This is a genomic window from Gemmatimonadota bacterium, from assembly GCA_040388625.1.
GTDB lineage: Bacteria > Gemmatimonadota > Gemmatimonadetes > Gemmatimonadales > Gemmatimonadaceae > Fen-1247.
Genome location: JAZKBK010000002.1, coordinates 380,339 through 398,584, shown reverse-complemented (window position 1 = coordinate 398,584; position 18,246 = coordinate 380,339). Strand labels below are relative to the sequence as shown.

Genomic DNA, 18,246 nt, shown 5'->3' with positions numbered 1-18,246 from the left:
TGGCGCGGCTGGTGCGCGGTCGCATATCTTGCTGATGTCGTAGAATACGGGAGGATCTCCATGCTCCACTCCGTTCTCGTAGTAGGTGCCGGTCCTACCGGCCTTGCGATGGCCGCCGAGCTGGCGCGACACGGTGTACAGTGCCGAGTGATAGACAAGGCACGGGCGCCATCCGACAGATCCAGAGCGATCGTCATTCAGGCGCGCACGCTCGAACTGTTGTCCCTCATGCAGCTCGCGGACGAGTTCGTCATGGCCGGCCATCCAGTCCACGCCGCGAACATCTACTCCAATGGGAAGCGCATCGTCCACCTGCGCTTCGACGATCTGGATAGTCCATATCCGTATCTCCTCGTCCTTGCGCAGTCCCAGACGGAGCGAATACTGGGAGATAGGCTCCGTCAGCTCGGAGTTGTCGTCGAGCGCGGAGTCGAATTGCTGTCGCTCTCTCAGGACGCGGAAAAGGCAACGGTCGAGCTGCGTCACGCGGATGGGCACACCGAGCGCGAGCGCGTCGACTGGATCGTGGGATGCGACGGCCCGCACAGTACAGTTCGGCGCGCACTCGACGTTCCGTTCGAAGGGCATGCGTTCGATCAGGTTTTCATCCTCGCCGATGTGCAGGTGCATTCGGAGTTGAGCGACGAGGAATTGCACATCTACTCGCAGCACGGCGACGTCTGCGCGATCTTTCCACTCGGCCGCGGTCGTTACCGCATCGTCGCCGATAACCCGCCAGCCAGCCTTGCAGGACAGGATCCCTCGCTCGAGGAATGTCAGGCGATGGTGAACGAACGCATGAGCGAGCCGGTCACTCTCAGTGATCCCGAATGGATCTCCACCTTTCACGTCAACAGCAGAATGGTGAAGGAGTTGCGATCACGACGCGTATTTCTTGCGGGCGACGCGGCCCACATCCACAGTCCGGCCGGCGGTCAGGGAATGAATACGGGCATTCAGGATGCCGTAAATCTCGCATGGAAACTCGCGCTCGTCTGCAGCGGTCGATCGGATCCATCGCTGCTCGACAGCTATCAGTCCGAGAGGTATCCCGTGGAGCGCTCCGTGTTGCGGCAGACTGACATGATGTTTCGACTCGCTGGTGCGTCCGGCGGTATCGGAGCGTTCGCAAGGCAGTATATCGCGCCGTTGCTCGGCAGTCTCGACTTCGTTCGACACGAGGCGGCGCGCCACGTGTCGGAGATCGCCATCGAATACGAGCACAGCCCGATAGTGGAGGACCACTACGTCCCGCACGGTCCGCATGCCGGTGACCGAGCGCCCGACGCAGTTGCGCGGCTCGCTCCCGATGGCGCTACCGTTCACGTCGTCGACGTCTGCTCCCGCCCACAACACACATTGCTGATGATCGTGGATGCAGCAGACCACGTTGCGGTCGCCGATAACGTATCAAGAAAAATTGTTGCATTATATGGCGACGTTATAACACCTGTCATGGTCTCGGATGCAATGACGCCGCGGGACAGGGCCAACGCATCGTCAATCACACCGGCTCGTACGCGCGAGCCACGATCGTTGCGCGACGAATACGGCCCTGCACGCCCGACGATGTATCTCGTGAGGCCGGATGGCTACGTCGGCTTTCGCGCGCCGCTCACGACATCGGCGGATGCGTTGATGCAGTATCTGGCCCGCCTCATGCCGCACAAGCCCACCACCGCCTTGGCGATATGACGACAGTTCGCGAATGATGCATCTCTAAATCCGTGCAACGCCACGTCCGGCGGCGCGACCCGTTGCCCAGGCCCACAGAAAGTTGTAACCGCCGATCGGACCAAACGCATCGAGCACTTCCCCGCACACGAACAACCCGGGATGACGCCGGCTCTCCATCGTGCGCGGATCGATCTCGCCGAGACTCAAGCCGCCTCCCGTTACCTCGGCTTTCTTGTACCCCTCGTTGCCAGTCCACGGAAGGTCGCCACGCACCAGCGTGTCGATGAGTGCACGTCGCTCGTCGCGCTTGAGCTCCGCAAGCATGCGCGTGGGCTCGACGCCGGCCGACACGATGAGCGCAATTGCCAGGCGGTCCGGCAGCTCTGCACGCACCGCACCGGCGACTGTGCGCGTGCCGCTCGCACGCAACGCGTGCTCCCATTCGACATCGCCAAGTTCGCTCCAACGCACGGTGATGCGTGCCGGTGGATCCGTGTGATCGTTCGCCGATCGAACCACGACGTGGGATATGTCGAGCACGGACGGCCCGCTGTAGCCGCGATGCGTGAAGAGAAATCCGCCGGTAGCCGTTGCGCTGCGCTCCGCACTCGTGGCGGTGATCGTCACCTTGAGCGACACGCCGGAAAGTTCGGCGAATGGCGCCGGCTCCGCAGTCACCGGCGTGAGTGCGGCGTAGGTCGGATGCATCGCATGGCCGAGCTTCGCAAGAACCGAGAGTCCTGCCCCATCGCTTCCCGTAGCAGGGACTGACAGTCCGCCAGTCGCGAGGATGACGGCATCGCACTCCAGTGGCAGATCTCCATCGCGCTCGACGCGCCAGCGCCCGCCTGGCAGTGGCACGACGTCGGTGACGCGACTGTTCATTATTATGTTCGCACCGCGTTGCGTGGCGTACGACAGCAAGCCATCACGCACGTCGCGTGCACGATTGGATTCCGGAAATAGTTTTCCCGATTCCGTTTCCTCGACCAGCCTGAGACCAAGCTCATTCTCGAAGAACGCGCGCTGTTCGGTGAGCGGCCACGATCGGACTATCTTGTGAAGCGTATTGCGGGACGAATCGGTGACGAAGCGTGACTCGTCCAGTCGCGCGGGCAAGATGTTGCAGCGGCCGCCTCCGCTGATGAGGATCTTCCGTCCACCGTCGGCGGTGCGCTCGAGCAGCGTTACCTGTGCGCCGGAAGCGGCGGCGAAGATGGCGGCCATCGTGCCCGCTGCACCGGCCCCAATGATGACGACGTGTCTCGCGAGCTCCGGCGGCCCTTGCTTGCCGGCGCTCAACGCCGGATCCGTGCGGCCGACCAGACCAGCAGGGCGAGCATGGCAGCCAGCGGCAACAGGATCAGCAGAGCGAACGCCAGCAGCCCCACGAGCAACCAGCCAATGAAGGGTCCGACTCCGTCCACGGTCACGGAGAACCGACTCACCCTCAGCCATACCACGAGCCACGGTATTACCGCGAGCACGCACACCCCTATGAGCCGCGTCGCGGGCCAGCGCACTATCCGCTCGCGCGCCGGCCGGCGCAGCGTTGCGTAGACTGCGGCCCCGCAGAGCGCGAGCAGCAACAGCGCCACGGCGGATCCGACCCACGTAACGAGCGATGAATGCGGCATGATGCTCCTTCCGGAAGATGCGCGCCGGACTCCGTGTATTCCCGCGATGGCGGTGTCTCCGGGCAGCGCCCGCCATCGATCAACTTACCACGCGCAACACGAGACCGACCAGATTAGTATCATCGATGTGACGCTGAATCATCCCGCAAGTGAGCGGATAGTCCGACGGCACGCATATCCCTGGAATCCCTGAGGAATCGAACCGGAATGGCAAATCTTACCTACTTCGAATGCACCAAGTGCGGGGAGCGACTCAGCCCCGCTGAACCTCATACAGTCTGTCCGGTAGATGGCGGATCGCTCTACGCGCGCTACGACCTGGAGCCATATCGCGGCCTCGCATCCCGTGACGCGCTCTCGGGCCGCGTCGCCAGCATGTGGCGCTATTCCGACGTCCTGCCAGCCGTCGAGCCGGTGACACTCGGCGAAGGTTTTACGCCGATGATTCAGAGCCGGCATAATTCGAACGTGTACATCAAGGACGAGGGATTGAATCCGACAGGCTCGTTCAAGGCGCGTGGATTGTGCGCCGCCGTGACGATGTGCAAGGCGTACGGCATCGACAAGATCGCGATCCCATCTGCCGGCAACGCTGCCAGCGCGCTCGCAGCCTATTGTGCGGCAGCCGGTATCGAGGCGCACATCTTCATGCCGAAGGACGTTCCAGTTGCGAACCGAGTGGAATGCCAGCAGTATGGCGCGCGCGTCACATTCGTCGATGGATTGATCAGCGATTGCGCGAAGATCGTGAACGAGCGCAAGCAGGCCGAGGGCTGGTTCGACATCTCGAGTCTCAAGGAGCCGTTCCGCGTCGAGGGAAAGAAGACGATGGGCTACGAAGTAGCCGAGCAGCTTGGATGGAAGCTGCCCGATGCGATCTTCTATCCGACCGGCGGTGGAGTCGGCCTCATCGGCATGTGGAAGGCGTTCGACGAGATGCAGTATCTGGGCTGGATCGGCGCCGAGCGCCCGAAGATGATCGCCGTGCAGGCAGCAGGGTGCGCGCCGATCCCCAGGGCGTGGGACGAGCACAAGCCGACGTCCGAGTTCTGGCAGGACGCGCACACCATCGCCGCCGGACTCAGGGTGCCGAAAGCTTACGCTGATTACATCATCCTCGACATCCTTCGCGACAGCAAGGGAACAGCTGTAACGGCGACCGATGCGGAGATGCTGGACGCGATTTCCTCGATGGCGTCGAAAGAAGGCGTTTTCGCCGCACCGGAGGGTGCTGGAACTCTGGTCGCTTACAACAAGTTGATCGCTTCAGGCTTTCTCAAGCCGACAGATCGGGTCGTGCTCTTCAACACAGGGTCGGGCCTAAAATACATAGACGTGATCGAAGGCGGTCCCGCGTAGGGCGCGGATATTTCCGCGCCTGGCCCCATTACGCGCAATCGGATTCCGATGCCCACCGCGTCGCGCGGATCCCACGATTCCCCACGCGCCGATTTGGTGGTCCTACGTACGGCGCGGATATATCCGCGCCTGGCCCATTTACGCGCAATCGAAATCGGATGACCACCCCGGATATATCCGCGCCTGGCCCCGTTACGCGCGATCGGATTCGGATGACCGCCGCGTCCCCCGCGCCCCTACAAATAACTCAGCCACCAATCCGTGCGCCGCTGCTTGACCGCCGCATACCAGCGACACACCGGATACAGCGCCACGACGACGATCGCCCAGATCAGATAGACCACCGGCAAACTGTAATCCCACCCGGGCGGCGGTGTTATCGGAAACCGATCCAGCGTGGGCGACTCGAACATCCAGTGCACTTGCCCGTAGCGCGCGTAGCACACCGCTGTCGCAAGTGCATGTATCAACGGAATGTGTAGCACGTAGTAGAACATCGGCACCTTGCCGACCGTGAGCGCAGGTCGCAGCCACCCTGGCGTGCGGCCATCCACCGCCCAGAGAAGCAACATCGCAGGCCCCAGCGTCATGAGCAAAAACAGCAGTGACGGCGGATACTTGGTCGTATTGAGAAACGACAACACCGTGAATCCAACAGAATGCTGTGCTGACCAGCGTTGTGGATCGCCGTAGATGTTCACGTAACGCAGCACCACAAAGGCGGCGGTGAGAAATGCGCCAAGTCGAAGCAGGAGATCCTTGCGGCGGACCGACTCCCATCTGTACAGCTCCCCCAGGCCGTAGCCCACCGCCGTGACTCCGATCCACGGAATGAGTGGATACGCCTCGAAGATCGTGAACCTCGGCGTCGAGACAAGTACGCCGGGCGAGTGCAGAATCAGCCAGACCGGTGCCAGCGCTCCGAACGATGCCGCACTGACGGAGTCGAAGAGATTGTGCGCGACGATGAGCACCACGCCGATTGACACGACTGCCTTTGTCGGAAGGTGTACCAACGCCGCCAGCGCGATCATCGACCAGCCCAGCGCCCACAGGACGAAGAGTATCGTGAGCCGGTAGTCGAAGTTGAACTGCCAGCCCAGACAACGAGTGGCGACCACCTCGAGAAAGATGAGCCAGAGACCGCGCGTCCACAGAAAACGCGACAGCTCGCGCTTCGATTTCCGGCGCAGCGAAAGGAATGCACCTGTCCCGGTGAGCAGAAAGAACACCGGCGCACAGAAGTAGGTGATCCAGCGTGTCAGAAACAACGCCGCGGATGCGTGGGTCAGATCTGTGGGACTGATCGTGGGCGAGGTGAAGTACTCGCGCGTGTGATCCAGAGCCATGACGATCATTATCAGGCCGCGCACCACATCCACCGACTGGATGCGCACGCGCGCAGGCGGCGCCGTCGCTGTCTCCCCGGGCATGCCAATTGCGCGAACGGTCGGTGTCACTTCATAATTCGGGATGGACATGACGATGTCTGCAAAGGTTGATGTCGAAATTCCCGTCCAATCGTGTACTCGTACGGGTGTCCTCACCGTGGATCGCTAATGAGCATCAGCCCACTCGCCGGCAAGCCGGCACCGCAGTCCATTCTAGTGAACGTACCGCGGCTCATGACTGCGTATTACTCGCTGGTACCCGATCCGAAAGTTGCGGCGCAACGCGTGTCGTTCGGGACGTCCGGTCATCGGGGGTCCGCCTTCGATTACGCCTTCAACGAGGATCACATCGTCGCCATAACGCAGGCAATCTGCGAATACAGAAAACAACATGGGATCGACGGTCCCCTGTTTCTTGGCATCGATACACATGCTCTCTCCGCATCTGCGTTCGCGTCTGCTCTCGAAGTTCTCGCGGGGAATGACGTGAACGTGATGATCGACGACCGCGACGGTTACACCCCGACTCCGGTTGTCTCGCACGCGATCCTCAGCTACAATCGCGGGCGTACCAGCGGATTGGCTGACGGCATAGTCGTGACTCCGTCGCACAATCCGCCCGACGATGGTGGCTTCAAGTACAACCCCATCAACGGTGGTCCGGCCGATACCGACGTCACGGGCTGGATCCAGAATCGCGCCAACCAGCTGCTCGGTGATGGCCTCAGGGGCGTTGTACGCATCCCTTTCGACCGCGCCACTCGTGCCGCAACAACGCACAAGCACGATTACATGGACGCCTACATCGGCGACCTCGGAGCAGTAATCGACTTCGACGCGATTCGATCCGCCAAACTTCACCTCGGCGTCGATCCACTCGGCGGCGCCGGCGTCTTTTACTGGGGAATGATCGCCGAGCGGTACAGGATCGATCTTACCGTCGTGAGCGAAGATGTCGATCCGACGTTCAGGTTCATGACCGTCGACTGGGACGGCAAGATCCGCATGGATTGTTCGTCGCCGTACGCAATGCAACGGTTGATCGGACTCAAGGACAGCTACGACGTCGCGTGGGCGTGCGACACCGACCACGACCGGCATGGCATCGTCGCGAAGAGCGTCGGCCTGCTGAATCCGAATAACTATCTCGCAGTTGCGATATCGTACCTCTTCGATCATCGCCCCGACTGGTCGCCTTCCGCAGGCGTTGGCAAGACGGTGGTGAGCAGCAGCATGATCGATCGCGTCACGTCGCGACTTGGCCGCCCGCTCAAGGAAACACCGGTCGGCTTCAAGTGGTTCGTGGATGGACTCATGAATGGAACTATCGGATTCGCAGGCGAGGAGAGTGCCGGCGCATCGTTCCTGCGGCGTGATGGCACGATCTGGACCACTGACAAGGATGGAATCATCGCCGGACTGCTCGCCGCCGAGATGACTGCCGTCACAGGCAAGGACCCCGGGCAGCTGTATCAGGATCTCACTCATGAATTTGGTGATCCCGTGTACGAGCGCATCGATTCACCCGCGACCCCGGAACAGAAGCAGATACTGTCGAAGCTCGCGCCGGGCGACGTGACTGTCAGCGAGCTGGCGGGCGAGAAGATTACGAGCGTCATCACGACAGCACCCGGGAGCAAGGATCCGATCGGCGGCATCAAAGTTAGTACGGCCAGCAGCTGGTTCGCTATCCGTCCATCGGGTACCGAAGACGTCTACAAGTTGTATGCAGAAAGTTTCAAGGGGAGAGATCACCTGCGAGTCGTGCAGTCGGAGGCGCAGGCGATAATTCAGACAGCACTGAAAACGGGCAAGTAAAAAGGCGCGGATGTTATCCGCGCCTCCAGTCATTCACGTCGTTTCGTAGCGTCAGCGATTATCCATCACCCCGCGCATCACCGCGCCGAGTATTCCACCGCCCACCGCCGCTTGCGTATTACTCTCTGGCGTCGCAACAGACGGATGGTAGTACATCGACTGGATACCAACGCGCCCGGGTCCCGTAAATCGATTGAAGAATATCTGTCCCCCGCTCGCGAAGAATCCTGTCGCTATGCTCTGCGTTTCGAGCTCCATGCGCACGGATGGATCCTTGTAGATCCAGCCGCCCGGTTCGACGTCGATCTGCTCGCCCGCCTGCAGCGTTACCTCGAACACGTTGCCATAACCGTGCAGCCATACGATCCCGTCGCCGTTTCGCGCACCGAACGTGTCGATGAACAGCCCCGACTGTCCGAAGAGGATGTTGCCGATTCCGTTCACACGCTGGAAAGTAAAATCGACCGAATCGGTTGCGGCCAGGAACTGATGCTCACGCACGTCGATTGCCTGTCCGCGCGTGAGATGCAGCGGAATTATCTGTCCCGCACCATCGCGACTGAACGCGATGTGCCCCATCCCCTTTGCCTCCGTCATGAAGATTGGCATGCCGGATGAACCACCGCACCCCCACCATCCACGCGCCGAATTGGTGGTCCTGCCTGACGACGCCAAACCACGCGCCGAATTGGTGGTCCTGCGTAGGGCGCGGATGCATCCGCGCCTGGCCCCGTTACGCGCAATCGAATTTTGATGTCCGCCGAATATATCCGCGCCTGCCCCATTACGTACAATCGGATTCGGATGAACGCCGCGTCGATTTCGTAATGGTACGCGCCCCCGCCCCCGCCCCCGTCACGCGCAATCGAATTCGGATGTCCGCAGTGCCACCGACACCCCCATATCGAACAACCGTTCGAATACCCCTACACCCTTCGCCCCGCAATGGCGGGACCCACCGGCGCCGCTGCGTGAAACCGTGCCGCAGACGCCGATTCCAGCGCCTCCGCCACCGCGTCGTACCCGGCACCGATCAGCTCGCGCGTAGCGCCGAACGTGAACGATGGCCAGTCATATACCGCGGGCCGGATATGAAGCGTCGGAACGTGGTCGCGCTCGGCCTGAATCGCAGCTCGCTGTGGCTCGGCGAGGATCTGAACTACGCGACTGTGAATTCCCACTAACCCCTGTCGCTCCCAGGTCGTGTCTTCCGCGTCGATCAGCTCACTCACGTCGCTCGCAATGATCCTGCGCGCGCCCCATCGGATTGCTTCAACCAGTCCGACCATCGTCTTCAATCCGCCGTCCACGAGCAGGTCGCCATCAGCGAGCGTGAGCGGCGGAAAGACGAGAGGCAGCGCTCCCGACGCGTACACCGCATCGACGAGACTCAGCGTCGACTCCGCGCCATGTCCGAACCAGCGCTCGTCGCCGTTGCGCAACGACATCGCATTGACGCGGATGGGACGCACCAGCGACGCGAACGTCGCCGGCGCGATTATTCGCTGAATCAGATCGCGATAGTGTTCGCCATCATAGATGGATATCTGCGCAAGACCGGCGATCATGTACGCCTTGATGTTGCGCTTCAGTACCGCCTGCTCCGTCACGCCAAGCGCATCTGCTTCCAGCTCGTCGATCGAGGCGCCCATGGCCCAGCGCGCGCCGATCAGCGCACCGATGCTGGTTCCGACAATCGCGTCGACCTGGACTCGCGCTTCGATCAGCGCACGAATGACTCCGATGTGTGCCATCCCGCGCATCGCACCACCGCCAAGCACCAGGACGGTGTGCGGGGTGTGGCGGAGGCCGTCGGGTCTGGCACTCTCCGGAAATGGTCCGGCGATCGGGAAACGCGGCATTTGAGTTGTCTAATTAAGTGGCGAAAATGCCGAGCGTAAGTCCCTGTCAAGTGCCGGAATCTGTGTCCTTTCGTATCTTTTACGGATGCGCAGGCATTCTGTTGTCAACACCGCTCCCGCGGCCGCGTCGATCGCGGCATCAGCTCCGGGTGCGCAGAACGCGGAGAACAGGCGATCGATCGGTACATCCAGACCGGACCTCAACGTGGCACAACGTTGACGGACTGGATGCGCCGATAAGTTGCCTCGACAGATGCCACGCGGTTATCCGAGCCACATTCAGAAAGCGTTCGACGAGATCCGGTTCGGACCTCTGAGAACGCTTAACCTCCGGGAGTCGCTTCCGACTGCCGAAGCGGCGCGCGCGCGCGCCGACAGCTGGATCCGCACCAAGCAGGTCGAGCGCGCCGGCGAGCTGCTCATCATCACCGGCCGCGGCAATGGAAGCGAGGGCGGAATAGCGGTTGTACGACAGACCATCCTCGCGCTATTCCCATCCCTTCGGCGACGCAACATCATAACGAAGTGGGAGGATCACACCGAGGGCTCCTTCGTAGTGACGCTGGCACCGATGACAGCGATGTTCGAAGCTCCCAATCGCCGCCGCGAGCCCGCGGTATCGCTTCCGATCCCGGAGTCCCTGTCAGCCCTTTCCCCCGAAACGCTCAAGCTGCTCAGAGAGCTCGCTGTATCATCGCTCCTCATGCTCGGCGTTCACAACCCGGAGCGATTCGTGGAGTCGGAGATGATGACGAAATTCACCAAGCTTACCGCCGCTCTATCCGGCGCGGATGATCCCGAAGTGGAGCTTCGCGCCGCCATCCAACACGCACTCGAAGAACTGGACGAACAGTAATGACAATTTCAAGGCTCACCGCTGCGATAGCAGTGTCACTCGCCGGCGCATCTGCAGTTGCACCGTTCGCGTCGGCGCAAGGTACGCAGAACACGCAGACGTCGATTGTCGGCTTCACCTCGGCAAACGCGCAACATCAGCGCGAGCTCGAAGCGAAAGCCGCCACGCTCGCCTCGCCTGCAAATGCTGATTCGCTGTCACGCGAACTGTCGAAGGAACCGCATATGGCCGGCACACCAGCCCAGGCCAGAACGCGTGACATCTTTGCGCGCGAGCTCAGGAAATATGGAATCGACCCGGAGGTGCGCACATACAGCATCTACATGCCGCATCCGACGAGTGTGCACCTGTACAGAGTGTCGCCCGACGCCGCTGAGTTGTCGCTCTCCGAAGGACCGATCGCCGAGGACACGACGTCGTTCAGCTACCCGCAGCTGCTCACGTTCAATGGATACGGCGCGGCTGGCGACGCAACGGGCGAGGTGGTCTACGTCAACTATGGACTGATCGAGGATTACGCGACGCTCGATTCGCTCGGAATTTCCGTAAAGGGCAAGATCGTCATTGCGCGCTACGGAAGATCCTACCGCGGAATCAAGGCACGCGAAGCCGAGAAGCATGGAGCGGCAGCGCTGATCATCTACAGCGACCCTGCGGATGACGGATTCACGCGGGGCGATATCTATCCTGAAGGGCCGATGCGTCCGTGGACCGGCGTCCAGCGTGGCAGTGTCTTCAACGACAACGGCGATCCCACCACGCCCGATTACGCGAGCGTTCCAGGCGCGAAACGTATTCCGCTGGATCAGACGAACCTGCCACGCATCCCCGTGATCCCCGCGTCGTACAAGAACGCCGCTGAACTGCTGCGCGACGTGCGCGGTGGTGGCGAGCTTCCGCGCGGCTGGCAGGGCGGCCTGCCGTTCCGTTATCACGTTGGACCGGGACCCGTCCGCGCACGTGTCGTCGTCACCACCGACGCACAGACGCATCCGTACAAGGACATCTGGGACGTGCTCGGCACCATTCGAGGGTCGGAATACCCCGATCAGCTCGTGATCATCGGCGGACATCGCGACGCATGGGGGCCCGGCGCTGCTGACAACATCAGCGGCACCGTCAGTATTCTCGAGACCGCGCGCACCATCGGCGATCTCGTGAAGCAGGGCTATCGTCCGAAACGTACAATCGTCTTCGCGTCCTGGGACGCTGAAGAATGGGGATTGATGGGCTCCACGGAATTCGTCGAGCAGGATTCCGCCCGTCTCTTCAAGGACGGAACTGCATACATCAACTTCGATGAAGTCACGACTGGTCCCGACCTCGGCGCGAGTGGATCGCCGTCGCTGCGTCCCTTCTTCCGCGACGTCACGAAAGTCGTCGCAAGCCCGACCGGAAAGGGGTCGGTATATGATGCGTGGCGCATCTCCGATCGGATAAAATCCGACACCGCACAGCCGGTGATCGGCGATCCAGGCGGCGGCTCCGACTTCGCCGGCTTTTACAATCACCTCGGCATTCCCATCGCCGATTGGGGATTCGGCGGACCGATGGGCGTGTATCACTCTGCGTTCGATTCGTACCACTGGATGAGCAAGTTCGGCGATCCAGGCTACAAGTATCACGCTACCATGGGCGTGATGGGCGCTGTCGCCATCACTCGTCTCGCCGACGCCGATATCATCCCATACGACTATGTAGAATACGCACGCGCGATGCGCGGCCTCACAGCGACCGCGGCCAGGAACATCGCCGAGAAGCACTGGACCAACGTCTCGCTCAGCGCGCTGGATTCATCGATTACGGTGATGGAGACAGCCGCGAGCAAGTTCAACGAGACGCGTGATGCAGCGCTCGCAAAGGGCGTATCGGCGGCATCGAGAAAGCAGGCAAATGAGCTGCTCATGCAGGTCGAGCGCGCATTCGTTCGCGCGGGCGGACTGCCAGTCAGCAAGCGTGAATGGTTCCGCAACGTGATCTACGCAGCCGACAACGACAACGGTTATGCGAACATCGGATTGCCGAGCATCAACGAGGCTGTGAAGGCTGGAGATGAAGCGTTATCTGTACGCGAGATAGCAGACCTGTCGCAGCGTTTTATCAAGGCGGCAGGATTGCTCGACTCGGCGGCGCGAAGCTTGCGAACACAGTGAGGTCATGGATGATGTAGCATCGGTGCGCCGGACGCCGCGACTGTCGCTCAGCGAGCGAATCGCGGCGTCCCAGTTCGGCGCAAAAGCACACTGGCCCAGCGGATTCGAGGTGTACCGGAGTGGTACAGCCGCTGACGGAGTCTTCATCGTGTTGCACGGCCACGTTGTGCTGCGAAGCCCCATGAAGGGCGGACGTGGCTTCGTGAGCGGGATAGCAATGCCGGGCGAGACCTTCGGAGCCGAGGGACTCGCTCCGCGCGGTTGCTACGTAACCGATGCCAGGGCCGCCGATGGAGTCGAGACGCTGCACCTGGGGGGCGAGCAGTTTCGCGCATTCCTGAGAGAGCAGCCCGCCCACGCGATATCCCTGATCGGCCAGATCCTCGCCGAGCGCAGTACGCTGCTCGAGAGATTGCAGGAGCTCGCGTCGCTCAACGTCGAGGATCGGCTCGTCTCAGTGCTCATGCGACTGAGCGAGGACACCGGCTTCATGGTGGACGATGCCACCCTCAAGCTGGACCCCTCGCATCACCGGCTGCTGTGTGAGATGGTGGGCGCCACCCGCGAATCCATCGCGCTGGCATTGAGCCGCATGGTGAACGGTGGGGTAGCGTCGCGCGCTGGCTCGTGCTTTGTTATTGATACGCGGCAGTTGGCATCCCGCCATCACGCTTCGCGGTACGACGAGCAGACTCCCCTGCCAATGACCAGGGAATCGGCCCGAGCGTAGAGCACCGAGCGGTAGCGGCTCGCATTCCCATCGATTCCGATAGCAGACATAATTCAAGGCGCAGGTCAGCTTGACCTGCGCGCCGGCAACGAGCGGGGGATTCTTCTCCTGCACGGTTTCGGCGACACACCTCAAACGTTGGCATACCTCGCCCGGTACCTTCACGAGCGGGCGTTCGACGTTCGCGTCCCCCTGCTCCCGGGCCATGGCCGCAACATCAGCGCGATGGACGCGTCGTCCCACATCGAGTGGCTCGACAGCGCGCGCGCCGAGCTGTTCGCCATGCGCGCCCGTCACAGGTGGACCGCCGTCGGCGGCCTCTCGATGGGTGGATCGATCGCCACGATACTGGCCGCCGAGCTGCGCGATCTACCTTCGCTCGTACTGATCGCGCCGTATCTCAGAATGCCTAAGCGACTGCGCTGGCTCTCCGCCACATCTGGATTGTGGAGCAACGTGGTCGGGCCCATTCACTCGCGAACTACACGCTCGATCCTGGACCCCGCCGAGCGCGAGGCGAATCTCGCTTACGGGTCGGTGACCGGGAAATCGATCCACGAGCTCGCGCTGCTGGTCAACAAGGCGCGCCGCGCGTTGCCGGAGATTACCGCACCGACGTTGTTGATTCAGTCCGAAACCGACAATCGGATCTCCGCGCAGAGTGCGCGGCAGGCATTCGCAGAGCTGAGGACGGAATCAAAGAAGCTGGTTCTCACGCACGAGGGCGGACATGTGATAACCGTGGACTACGGCCGCGAGCGCGTGTTCGAAGAAGTGCGCGCCTGGCTGGGGACTGGTCCCGGAACCTCGCCCCAGCCAGGGCGCCCGGAATAGCTGGGGTTGGACCAGCTACCCGGATCTCCTCGTCATTCCCGCGGAAGCGGGAATCCATCTGCTGCCGACCCACTTTCTGCTGTCATCGCATCCAGAGATCGAGAACTTGGATTCCCGCTTTCGCGGGAATGACGGTTCTCTGAACCCGCTGTCGCGGGAATAAGGATTCCCCCTAGAACTTGTCCTGCACGAAATCGCTCACCGCAGTCGCAGCGCCTTCGGCAACGTGCGTCACCTGCTCGGCGATACCAGCCGCAACGCGCTTCACACGCGTGACCGGAGACTGCTTGCGCGTGCTCTTACGGGTGCTTTTCCGCGCCTTTTTGACAGCGGAAGATTTGCGCGCCGTACTCTTCTTGCGCGCTGGGCCACGCTTGGCGGCAGCCTTGGTCGCGCCACGCTTACTGGTTGCCTTGCGTCCTCCGGTCTTGCGCGCGCCGGCCTTTCTGGTGCTCTTGCGGGTCGCAGCCTTGCGGGTGGTTTTACGAGTGGTCTTGCGTGCACCGCCCTTGCGGGACGCTGCCTTCCGAGCAACGGTCTTGCGCGTGCCCTTCTTGGCCTTCGACTTTGAACCGCGCTTTGCGCCGGTGCGTGAACCGGAAGTGCGGCTCGAGCTCTTACGGGACGATTTCTTAGTTGCCATGCTCTACTCCGGAACGTTGGTTGAATCAGCTCACGTGAATCCAAGCAAGAATCGCGCACAAATGTATAACGCGCAAGAGTTTTTCGTGCAATCCGTGCATATCTTTCCGTGCGACAATTCGAAATTCACGCCGATTCATCCCAACGAATGCCATCTCATCATCATCCAACGCGCGGAATCTCGCAGTCTGTTCGGCGATTCACCGGCAAGTTCACACCGGGCGCATCGATGTTCGCAGCGGTCGCATTGGGCGCTGTCGCCTTGGTCGCCGGGTGCAACAAGAGCGATACATCGTCCTCCAGTTCCGCCCCGGTCGCCGGCACAATCACCGCGACCGCCGCGCAACCGCCTGCTGCCGACACCGACCACACTGCGAACGGCGCCCGCCTGCCAACCGGATACCTCGCGCAGTTCGACAACGCGAACGCGAAGAGCTCCGATGCGTCGTACTCGGAAAAGGAGCCCGGCCGCTGGGAAGTGAAGACGGGACCCGCCCACATCCTGTACTCACCAAAGGACACCGCAGCCAACAAGTACACCGTCTCCGCCACCTTCGAGCAGCTGGAGGCCCCGTCACATCCTGAAGCATTCGGCGTCTTCGTCGGTGCGTCCAACCTCGGCGCGCCGACCGTCAGGTACACGTATTTCATAGTGCGAGGCGACGGCAAGTACATGGTGAAGGTCCGCGACGGCGCGAACACCCGCACCGTAACAGACTGGACCGCGCACCCGTCGATCCCCGTGCAGGATGCATCAGGCAAGGGACTCTACGGAATCAGGATCGACGTCAGCGGCAAGACGGCGAACGTCAGCGTGAACGGCGTCCCGATCACCACCATCACCGGAAAGGACATACCGCTGAACGGAATCACGGGCGTGCGGATCAACCACAACCTGCACCTGATAGTGACCCCCGTATCCGTGATCCGGGGGCGTGCGTAACCCTACGCAGGCGTCGTGGATGGCACGCCTGGGTCCCCTCCCCCACGCGCCGAATTGGTACGCCTGCGTAGGGCGCGGATTCTTCCGCGCCTGGCCCCGTTACGCGCGATCGGAATCGGATGACCACGTCGTCGATTCACCGCACCACACGCCTGGCCCCGTCCGGCGCAATCGAAATCGGATGACCACCACGTCGATTCACCGCACCACACGCCTGGCCCCGTCCGGCGCAATCGAAATCGGATGACCACCACGTCGATTCACCGCACCATACGCCCGGCCCATTTACGCGCAATCGAAATCGGATGACCACCGCGTTGGCCGCACCTACACCCTGCGCGTCTCACCGTGCGCCATCACCCATAACATCTCCGGCTCCAGCCCCGCCTTTTCCCACTCCACGCGTGTAAGCGCCGGTGGCTCATCCAGCGGCTCATCCGTGAGCTTGAAGGTCCCCCAGTGCATCGCGATGAACCTGCATGCCTGTCCCGAGTTCTCAGCGACCACATCGACATAAGCCGATACGGCCTCATCCGGCGCCATGTGCACCGGCTGCATGAACCAGCGCGGATCGTAAGCGCCGATCGGAATGAAAGCAGCCTCGAACGGGCCGAGTCGTCGCGTGATCTCGCCGAACTCCGGATGCCGTCCTGTGTCACCGGCGAAGAAGACAGCGCGATGGCCCGCACGGATTGTCCAGCCGCACCAGAGCGTCGAGTCCCGGTTGTTCGGGCGTCTGCCGGAAAAATGTTGTGCCGGTGTGCAGGTGATGTCGAGATTGTGCAAGTGCGCGCTCTGCCACCAGTCCAGCTCCGCCACGACCCGTGCACCGCGAGCACGGAGCCAGGCGCCGACGCCGATGGGCGCGATGAATTGCGCGTGCGGATGCTGCGCGCCTATGCGCCGGATCGTTGCGACGTCGAGATGGTCGTAGTGGTCGTGTGAAAGAAGCACCAGATCGATCGGCGGCAGCGAATCGAAGCTCACGCCAGGTGCCGTTGCGCGCTTGGGGCCGGCGAAGCTCACCGGTGACGCGCGCTTGCTCCAGATCGGATCCAGCAGGATGTTCACGGACCCGATCTGGAGCAGAAAGCTCGAGTGGCCTATCCACGTGACGACGACTTCGTCAGTCGATGCACGTGCGGGAAATGCCGGAGTTGCGCGGGGAAAGATCGACATCGGCGGGTCCGGGCGCCTGGTTCTGCGGCGATCCCGGACCCATTTCAGTACATCACGCAGTCCGTGAGGAGGCGTGTGTGGCCACGGGTTCAGGAATTTCCCGCGGGTGCTTTTGTGTGTCGGCATCTGTGACTGAGCCCTTCTGTCCTCTGGCGGCTGCATGCATCAACATTAAGCGACGCCACATGACGAGACGCTTCCGCTCGGAGCCGCCCATTTATCGGCACTCCAGGCAGTTGGTCGCTTCGGGGACGACGAGCAGGCGTCCATATGCGATTCCCTCCCCGCAGTGGCCGCAGACACCATACCTGCCGTCCTCGATGCGCCTCAGTGCCTCGGTGAGCTCTGCATGCCGAGCATGGACGCGGCCGGTGAGCGTGACCGTGAGGCCACCGTCGCTCGCCGTGCCGGAAGCGACACGAAGCGACGAGCTGTCCGCGAGGAGTGCCTCCTCCTGCGCGTCGCGCGCGAGCGATCGCTCGATGCGTGCCAGCTCCGAGCGGATGTCCGCCTCCAGCTCGCGCAGTTGTGCACTCGATATTGCTCCGGTCGATCTCATTTCGGTCCTCCTGTATCTGGTGAATGGCAGTGATGCCTCGACAACGGGCAGGCCCAGGGGCCTGCCCTTACTCCGCGTTCGTCCAGAACGCCATCCGCTCCGCGCGTGGCAGCGCCAGTCGCGCGATGGCACCTGCGCGAACCGCCGCCTTGTAGCGCTGGAACGACGCCGGATCGTCGTGCCAGAACGTTGCCGGCAGCTCGATCAGCGCCCGCAGCAGATCACCGCGAAAGCTTCCAGCCGATGCAAGTGGATCACGTTCGATCACATCCAGCACCATCGGCACTACTTCGTGCAGATCCGCGTGGTGGTGCAGTGCCTTCAGCAGATCCGCGTCGTTTTCAATGCACTGTTTCATTTCTCTGACGGTTACCGCTTTCGCTTCTTCTAATTGCGTTGCCATTGATGGTTTCCGATTCCTCCTCCTTTCGGTGCGCCAGACGTTGCGTGTTGCGTTCGGAGATCGCTGGTGGCGTGCAGACCGGGATTGCGAATTTGGTCCATAGTGCCTTCATCCTTGCCTCCTGCGTGATTCGAGCAAGTGCGTGGTGCCGCGTGAAGCATCCGTAGAGCGTGCGTCGTGTACGCATGCTAAAAACGAAAAAC

Annotated in this window: 17 protein-coding genes; 8 read left to right on the top strand and 9 right to left on the bottom strand. The window is 61.9% G+C overall.

Going from position 1 to position 18,246, the window contains the following annotated elements:
- The first annotated feature begins 60 nt into the window (after positions 1-60).
- A complete protein-coding gene (locus V4529_05480; GenBank protein MES2357777.1) occupies positions 61-1,695 on the top strand; it encodes an FAD-dependent monooxygenase in 1,635 nt (544 codons plus the stop codon).
- Positions 1,696-1,719: 24 nt separating this feature from the next.
- Here V4529_05480 and V4529_05475 read toward each other — a convergent pair whose 3' ends face one another.
- Both V4529_05475 and V4529_05470 read right to left on the bottom strand, forming a co-directional pair.
- Positions 1,720-2,979, bottom strand: a complete 1,260-nt coding sequence (locus tag V4529_05475) for an aminoacetone oxidase family FAD-binding enzyme (protein ID MES2357776.1) — start codon at positions 2,977-2,979, stop codon at positions 1,720-1,722.
- Positions 2,976-3,314: a hypothetical protein gene (locus V4529_05470; protein ID MES2357775.1), complete on the bottom strand. Its 339-nt coding sequence runs from the start codon at positions 3,312-3,314 to the stop codon at positions 2,976-2,978. Before V4529_05470 ends, V4529_05475 begins: the two co-directional genes overlap by 4 nt.
- Positions 3,315-3,521: 207 nt before the next feature.
- On the opposite strand from V4529_05470, the gene V4529_05465 reads away from it, so the two are divergent.
- On the top strand, positions 3,522-4,673 hold the full coding sequence (locus tag V4529_05465; GenBank protein MES2357774.1) for a threonine synthase: 1,152 nt from the start codon (positions 3,522-3,524) through the stop codon (positions 4,671-4,673).
- Between the two features lie 236 nt (positions 4,674-4,909).
- Here the strand turns inward: V4529_05465 and V4529_05460 are convergent, their stop codons facing one another.
- The gene (locus V4529_05460) at positions 4,910-6,154 is read right to left on the bottom strand and encodes a heparan-alpha-glucosaminide N-acetyltransferase domain-containing protein (protein ID MES2357773.1); all 1,245 of its coding nucleotides are present in this window, start codon (positions 6,152-6,154) and stop codon (positions 4,910-4,912) included.
- 78 nt (positions 6,155-6,232) lie between these two features.
- Here V4529_05460 and pgm point away from each other — a divergent pair, with 78 nt between their 5' ends.
- On the top strand, positions 6,233-7,882 hold the full coding sequence (gene pgm, locus V4529_05455) for a phosphoglucomutase (alpha-D-glucose-1,6-bisphosphate-dependent) (GenBank protein MES2357772.1): 1,650 nt from the start codon (positions 6,233-6,235) through the stop codon (positions 7,880-7,882).
- Positions 7,883-7,933: 51 nt separating this feature from the next.
- Here pgm and V4529_05450 read toward each other — a convergent pair whose 3' ends face one another.
- Together V4529_05450 and V4529_05445 are read right to left on the bottom strand one after the other, a co-directional pair.
- Positions 7,934-8,491: an AIM24 family protein gene (locus V4529_05450; GenBank protein ID MES2357771.1), complete on the bottom strand. Its 558-nt coding sequence runs from the start codon at positions 8,489-8,491 to the stop codon at positions 7,934-7,936.
- A 317-nt stretch (positions 8,492-8,808) separates the two neighbouring features.
- Positions 8,809-9,744: a patatin-like phospholipase family protein gene (locus tag V4529_05445; GenBank protein MES2357770.1), complete on the bottom strand. Its 936-nt coding sequence runs from the start codon at positions 9,742-9,744 to the stop codon at positions 8,809-8,811.
- Between the two features lie 253 nt (positions 9,745-9,997).
- On the opposite strand from V4529_05445, the gene V4529_05440 reads away from it, so the two are divergent.
- Genes V4529_05440 through V4529_05425 form a run of 4 tightly spaced genes read left to right on the top strand, consistent with a single transcriptional unit; the run spans position 9,998 to position 14,317 of the window.
- Positions 9,998-10,600: a hypothetical protein gene (locus tag V4529_05440; GenBank protein MES2357769.1), complete on the top strand. Its 603-nt coding sequence runs from the start codon at positions 9,998-10,000 to the stop codon at positions 10,598-10,600.
- Positions 10,600-12,753, top strand: a complete 2,154-nt coding sequence (locus V4529_05435) for a M28 family metallopeptidase (protein ID MES2357768.1) — start codon at positions 10,600-10,602, stop codon at positions 12,751-12,753. The genes V4529_05440 and V4529_05435 overlap by 1 nt, the downstream gene beginning before the upstream one ends.
- Before the next feature lie 4 nt (positions 12,754-12,757).
- Positions 12,758-13,483: a Crp/Fnr family transcriptional regulator gene (locus V4529_05430; protein MES2357767.1), complete on the top strand. Its 726-nt coding sequence runs from the start codon at positions 12,758-12,760 to the stop codon at positions 13,481-13,483.
- 33 nt (positions 13,484-13,516) lie between these two features.
- Positions 13,517-14,317, top strand: a complete 801-nt coding sequence (locus V4529_05425; protein ID MES2357766.1) for an alpha/beta fold hydrolase — start codon at positions 13,517-13,519, stop codon at positions 14,315-14,317.
- A 172-nt stretch (positions 14,318-14,489) separates the two neighbouring features.
- On the opposite strand, the gene V4529_05420 is transcribed toward V4529_05425, so the two are convergent.
- On the bottom strand, positions 14,490-14,960 hold the full coding sequence (locus tag V4529_05420; GenBank protein MES2357765.1) for a hypothetical protein: 471 nt from the start codon (positions 14,958-14,960) through the stop codon (positions 14,490-14,492).
- Positions 14,961-15,107: 147 nt separating this feature from the next.
- Between V4529_05420 and V4529_05415 the strand changes: the two genes are divergently transcribed.
- Entirely contained in the window at positions 15,108-15,902 is a 795-nt protein-coding gene (locus V4529_05415) for a hypothetical protein (protein ID MES2357764.1), read from the top strand.
- A 327-nt stretch (positions 15,903-16,229) separates the two neighbouring features.
- Here the strand turns inward: V4529_05415 and V4529_05410 are convergent, their stop codons facing one another.
- The 3 genes from V4529_05410 to V4529_05400 all read right to left on the bottom strand — a co-directional run bounded on the left by V4529_05410 (position 16,230) and on the right by V4529_05400 (position 18,043).
- Entirely contained in the window at positions 16,230-17,081 is an 852-nt protein-coding gene (locus V4529_05410) for an MBL fold metallo-hydrolase (protein ID MES2357763.1), read from the bottom strand.
- Between the two features lie 217 nt (positions 17,082-17,298).
- Positions 17,299-17,640 (bottom strand): TraR/DksA C4-type zinc finger protein, encoded by a 342-nt coding sequence (locus tag V4529_05405; GenBank protein MES2357762.1) that lies wholly within the window; start codon positions 17,638-17,640, stop codon positions 17,299-17,301.
- Between the two features lie 67 nt (positions 17,641-17,707).
- Positions 17,708-18,043, bottom strand: a complete 336-nt coding sequence (locus V4529_05400) for a contact-dependent growth inhibition system immunity protein (protein ID MES2357761.1) — start codon at positions 18,041-18,043, stop codon at positions 17,708-17,710.
- Positions 18,044-18,246 lie beyond the last annotated feature (203 nt).

Excerpts from the sequence above, each read along its gene's own strand:
- V4529_05480 (MES2357777.1), top strand. The coding sequence starts at position 61 with ATGCTCCACTCCGTTCTCGTAGTAGGTGCCGGTCCTACCGGCCTTGCG.
- V4529_05470 (MES2357775.1), bottom strand. The coding sequence starts at position 3,314 with ATGCCGCATTCATCGCTCGTTACGTGGGTCGGATCCGCCGTGGCGCTG.
- V4529_05465 (MES2357774.1), top strand. The coding sequence starts at position 3,522 with ATGGCAAATCTTACCTACTTCGAATGCACCAAGTGCGGGGAGCGACTC.
- V4529_05460 (MES2357773.1), bottom strand. The coding sequence starts at position 6,154 with ATGTCCATCCCGAATTATGAAGTGACACCGACCGTTCGCGCAATTGGC.
- pgm (MES2357772.1), top strand. The coding sequence starts at position 6,233 with ATGAGCATCAGCCCACTCGCCGGCAAGCCGGCACCGCAGTCCATTCTA.
- V4529_05450 (MES2357771.1), bottom strand. The coding sequence starts at position 8,491 with ATGCCAATCTTCATGACGGAGGCAAAGGGGATGGGGCACATCGCGTTC.
- V4529_05445 (MES2357770.1), bottom strand. The coding sequence starts at position 9,744 with ATGCCGCGTTTCCCGATCGCCGGACCATTTCCGGAGAGTGCCAGACCC.
- V4529_05440 (MES2357769.1), top strand. The coding sequence starts at position 9,998 with ATGCCACGCGGTTATCCGAGCCACATTCAGAAAGCGTTCGACGAGATC.
- V4529_05435 (MES2357768.1), top strand. The coding sequence starts at position 10,600 with ATGACAATTTCAAGGCTCACCGCTGCGATAGCAGTGTCACTCGCCGGC.
- V4529_05430 (MES2357767.1), top strand. The coding sequence starts at position 12,758 with ATGGATGATGTAGCATCGGTGCGCCGGACGCCGCGACTGTCGCTCAGC.
- V4529_05420 (MES2357765.1), bottom strand. The coding sequence starts at position 14,960 with ATGGCAACTAAGAAATCGTCCCGTAAGAGCTCGAGCCGCACTTCCGGT.
- V4529_05415 (MES2357764.1), top strand. The coding sequence starts at position 15,108 with ATGCCATCTCATCATCATCCAACGCGCGGAATCTCGCAGTCTGTTCGG.
- V4529_05410 (MES2357763.1), bottom strand. The coding sequence starts at position 17,081 with ATGTCGATCTTTCCCCGCGCAACTCCGGCATTTCCCGCACGTGCATCG.
- V4529_05405 (MES2357762.1), bottom strand. The coding sequence starts at position 17,640 with ATGAGATCGACCGGAGCAATATCGAGTGCACAACTGCGCGAGCTGGAG.
- V4529_05400 (MES2357761.1), bottom strand. The coding sequence starts at position 18,043 with ATGGCAACGCAATTAGAAGAAGCGAAAGCGGTAACCGTCAGAGAAATG.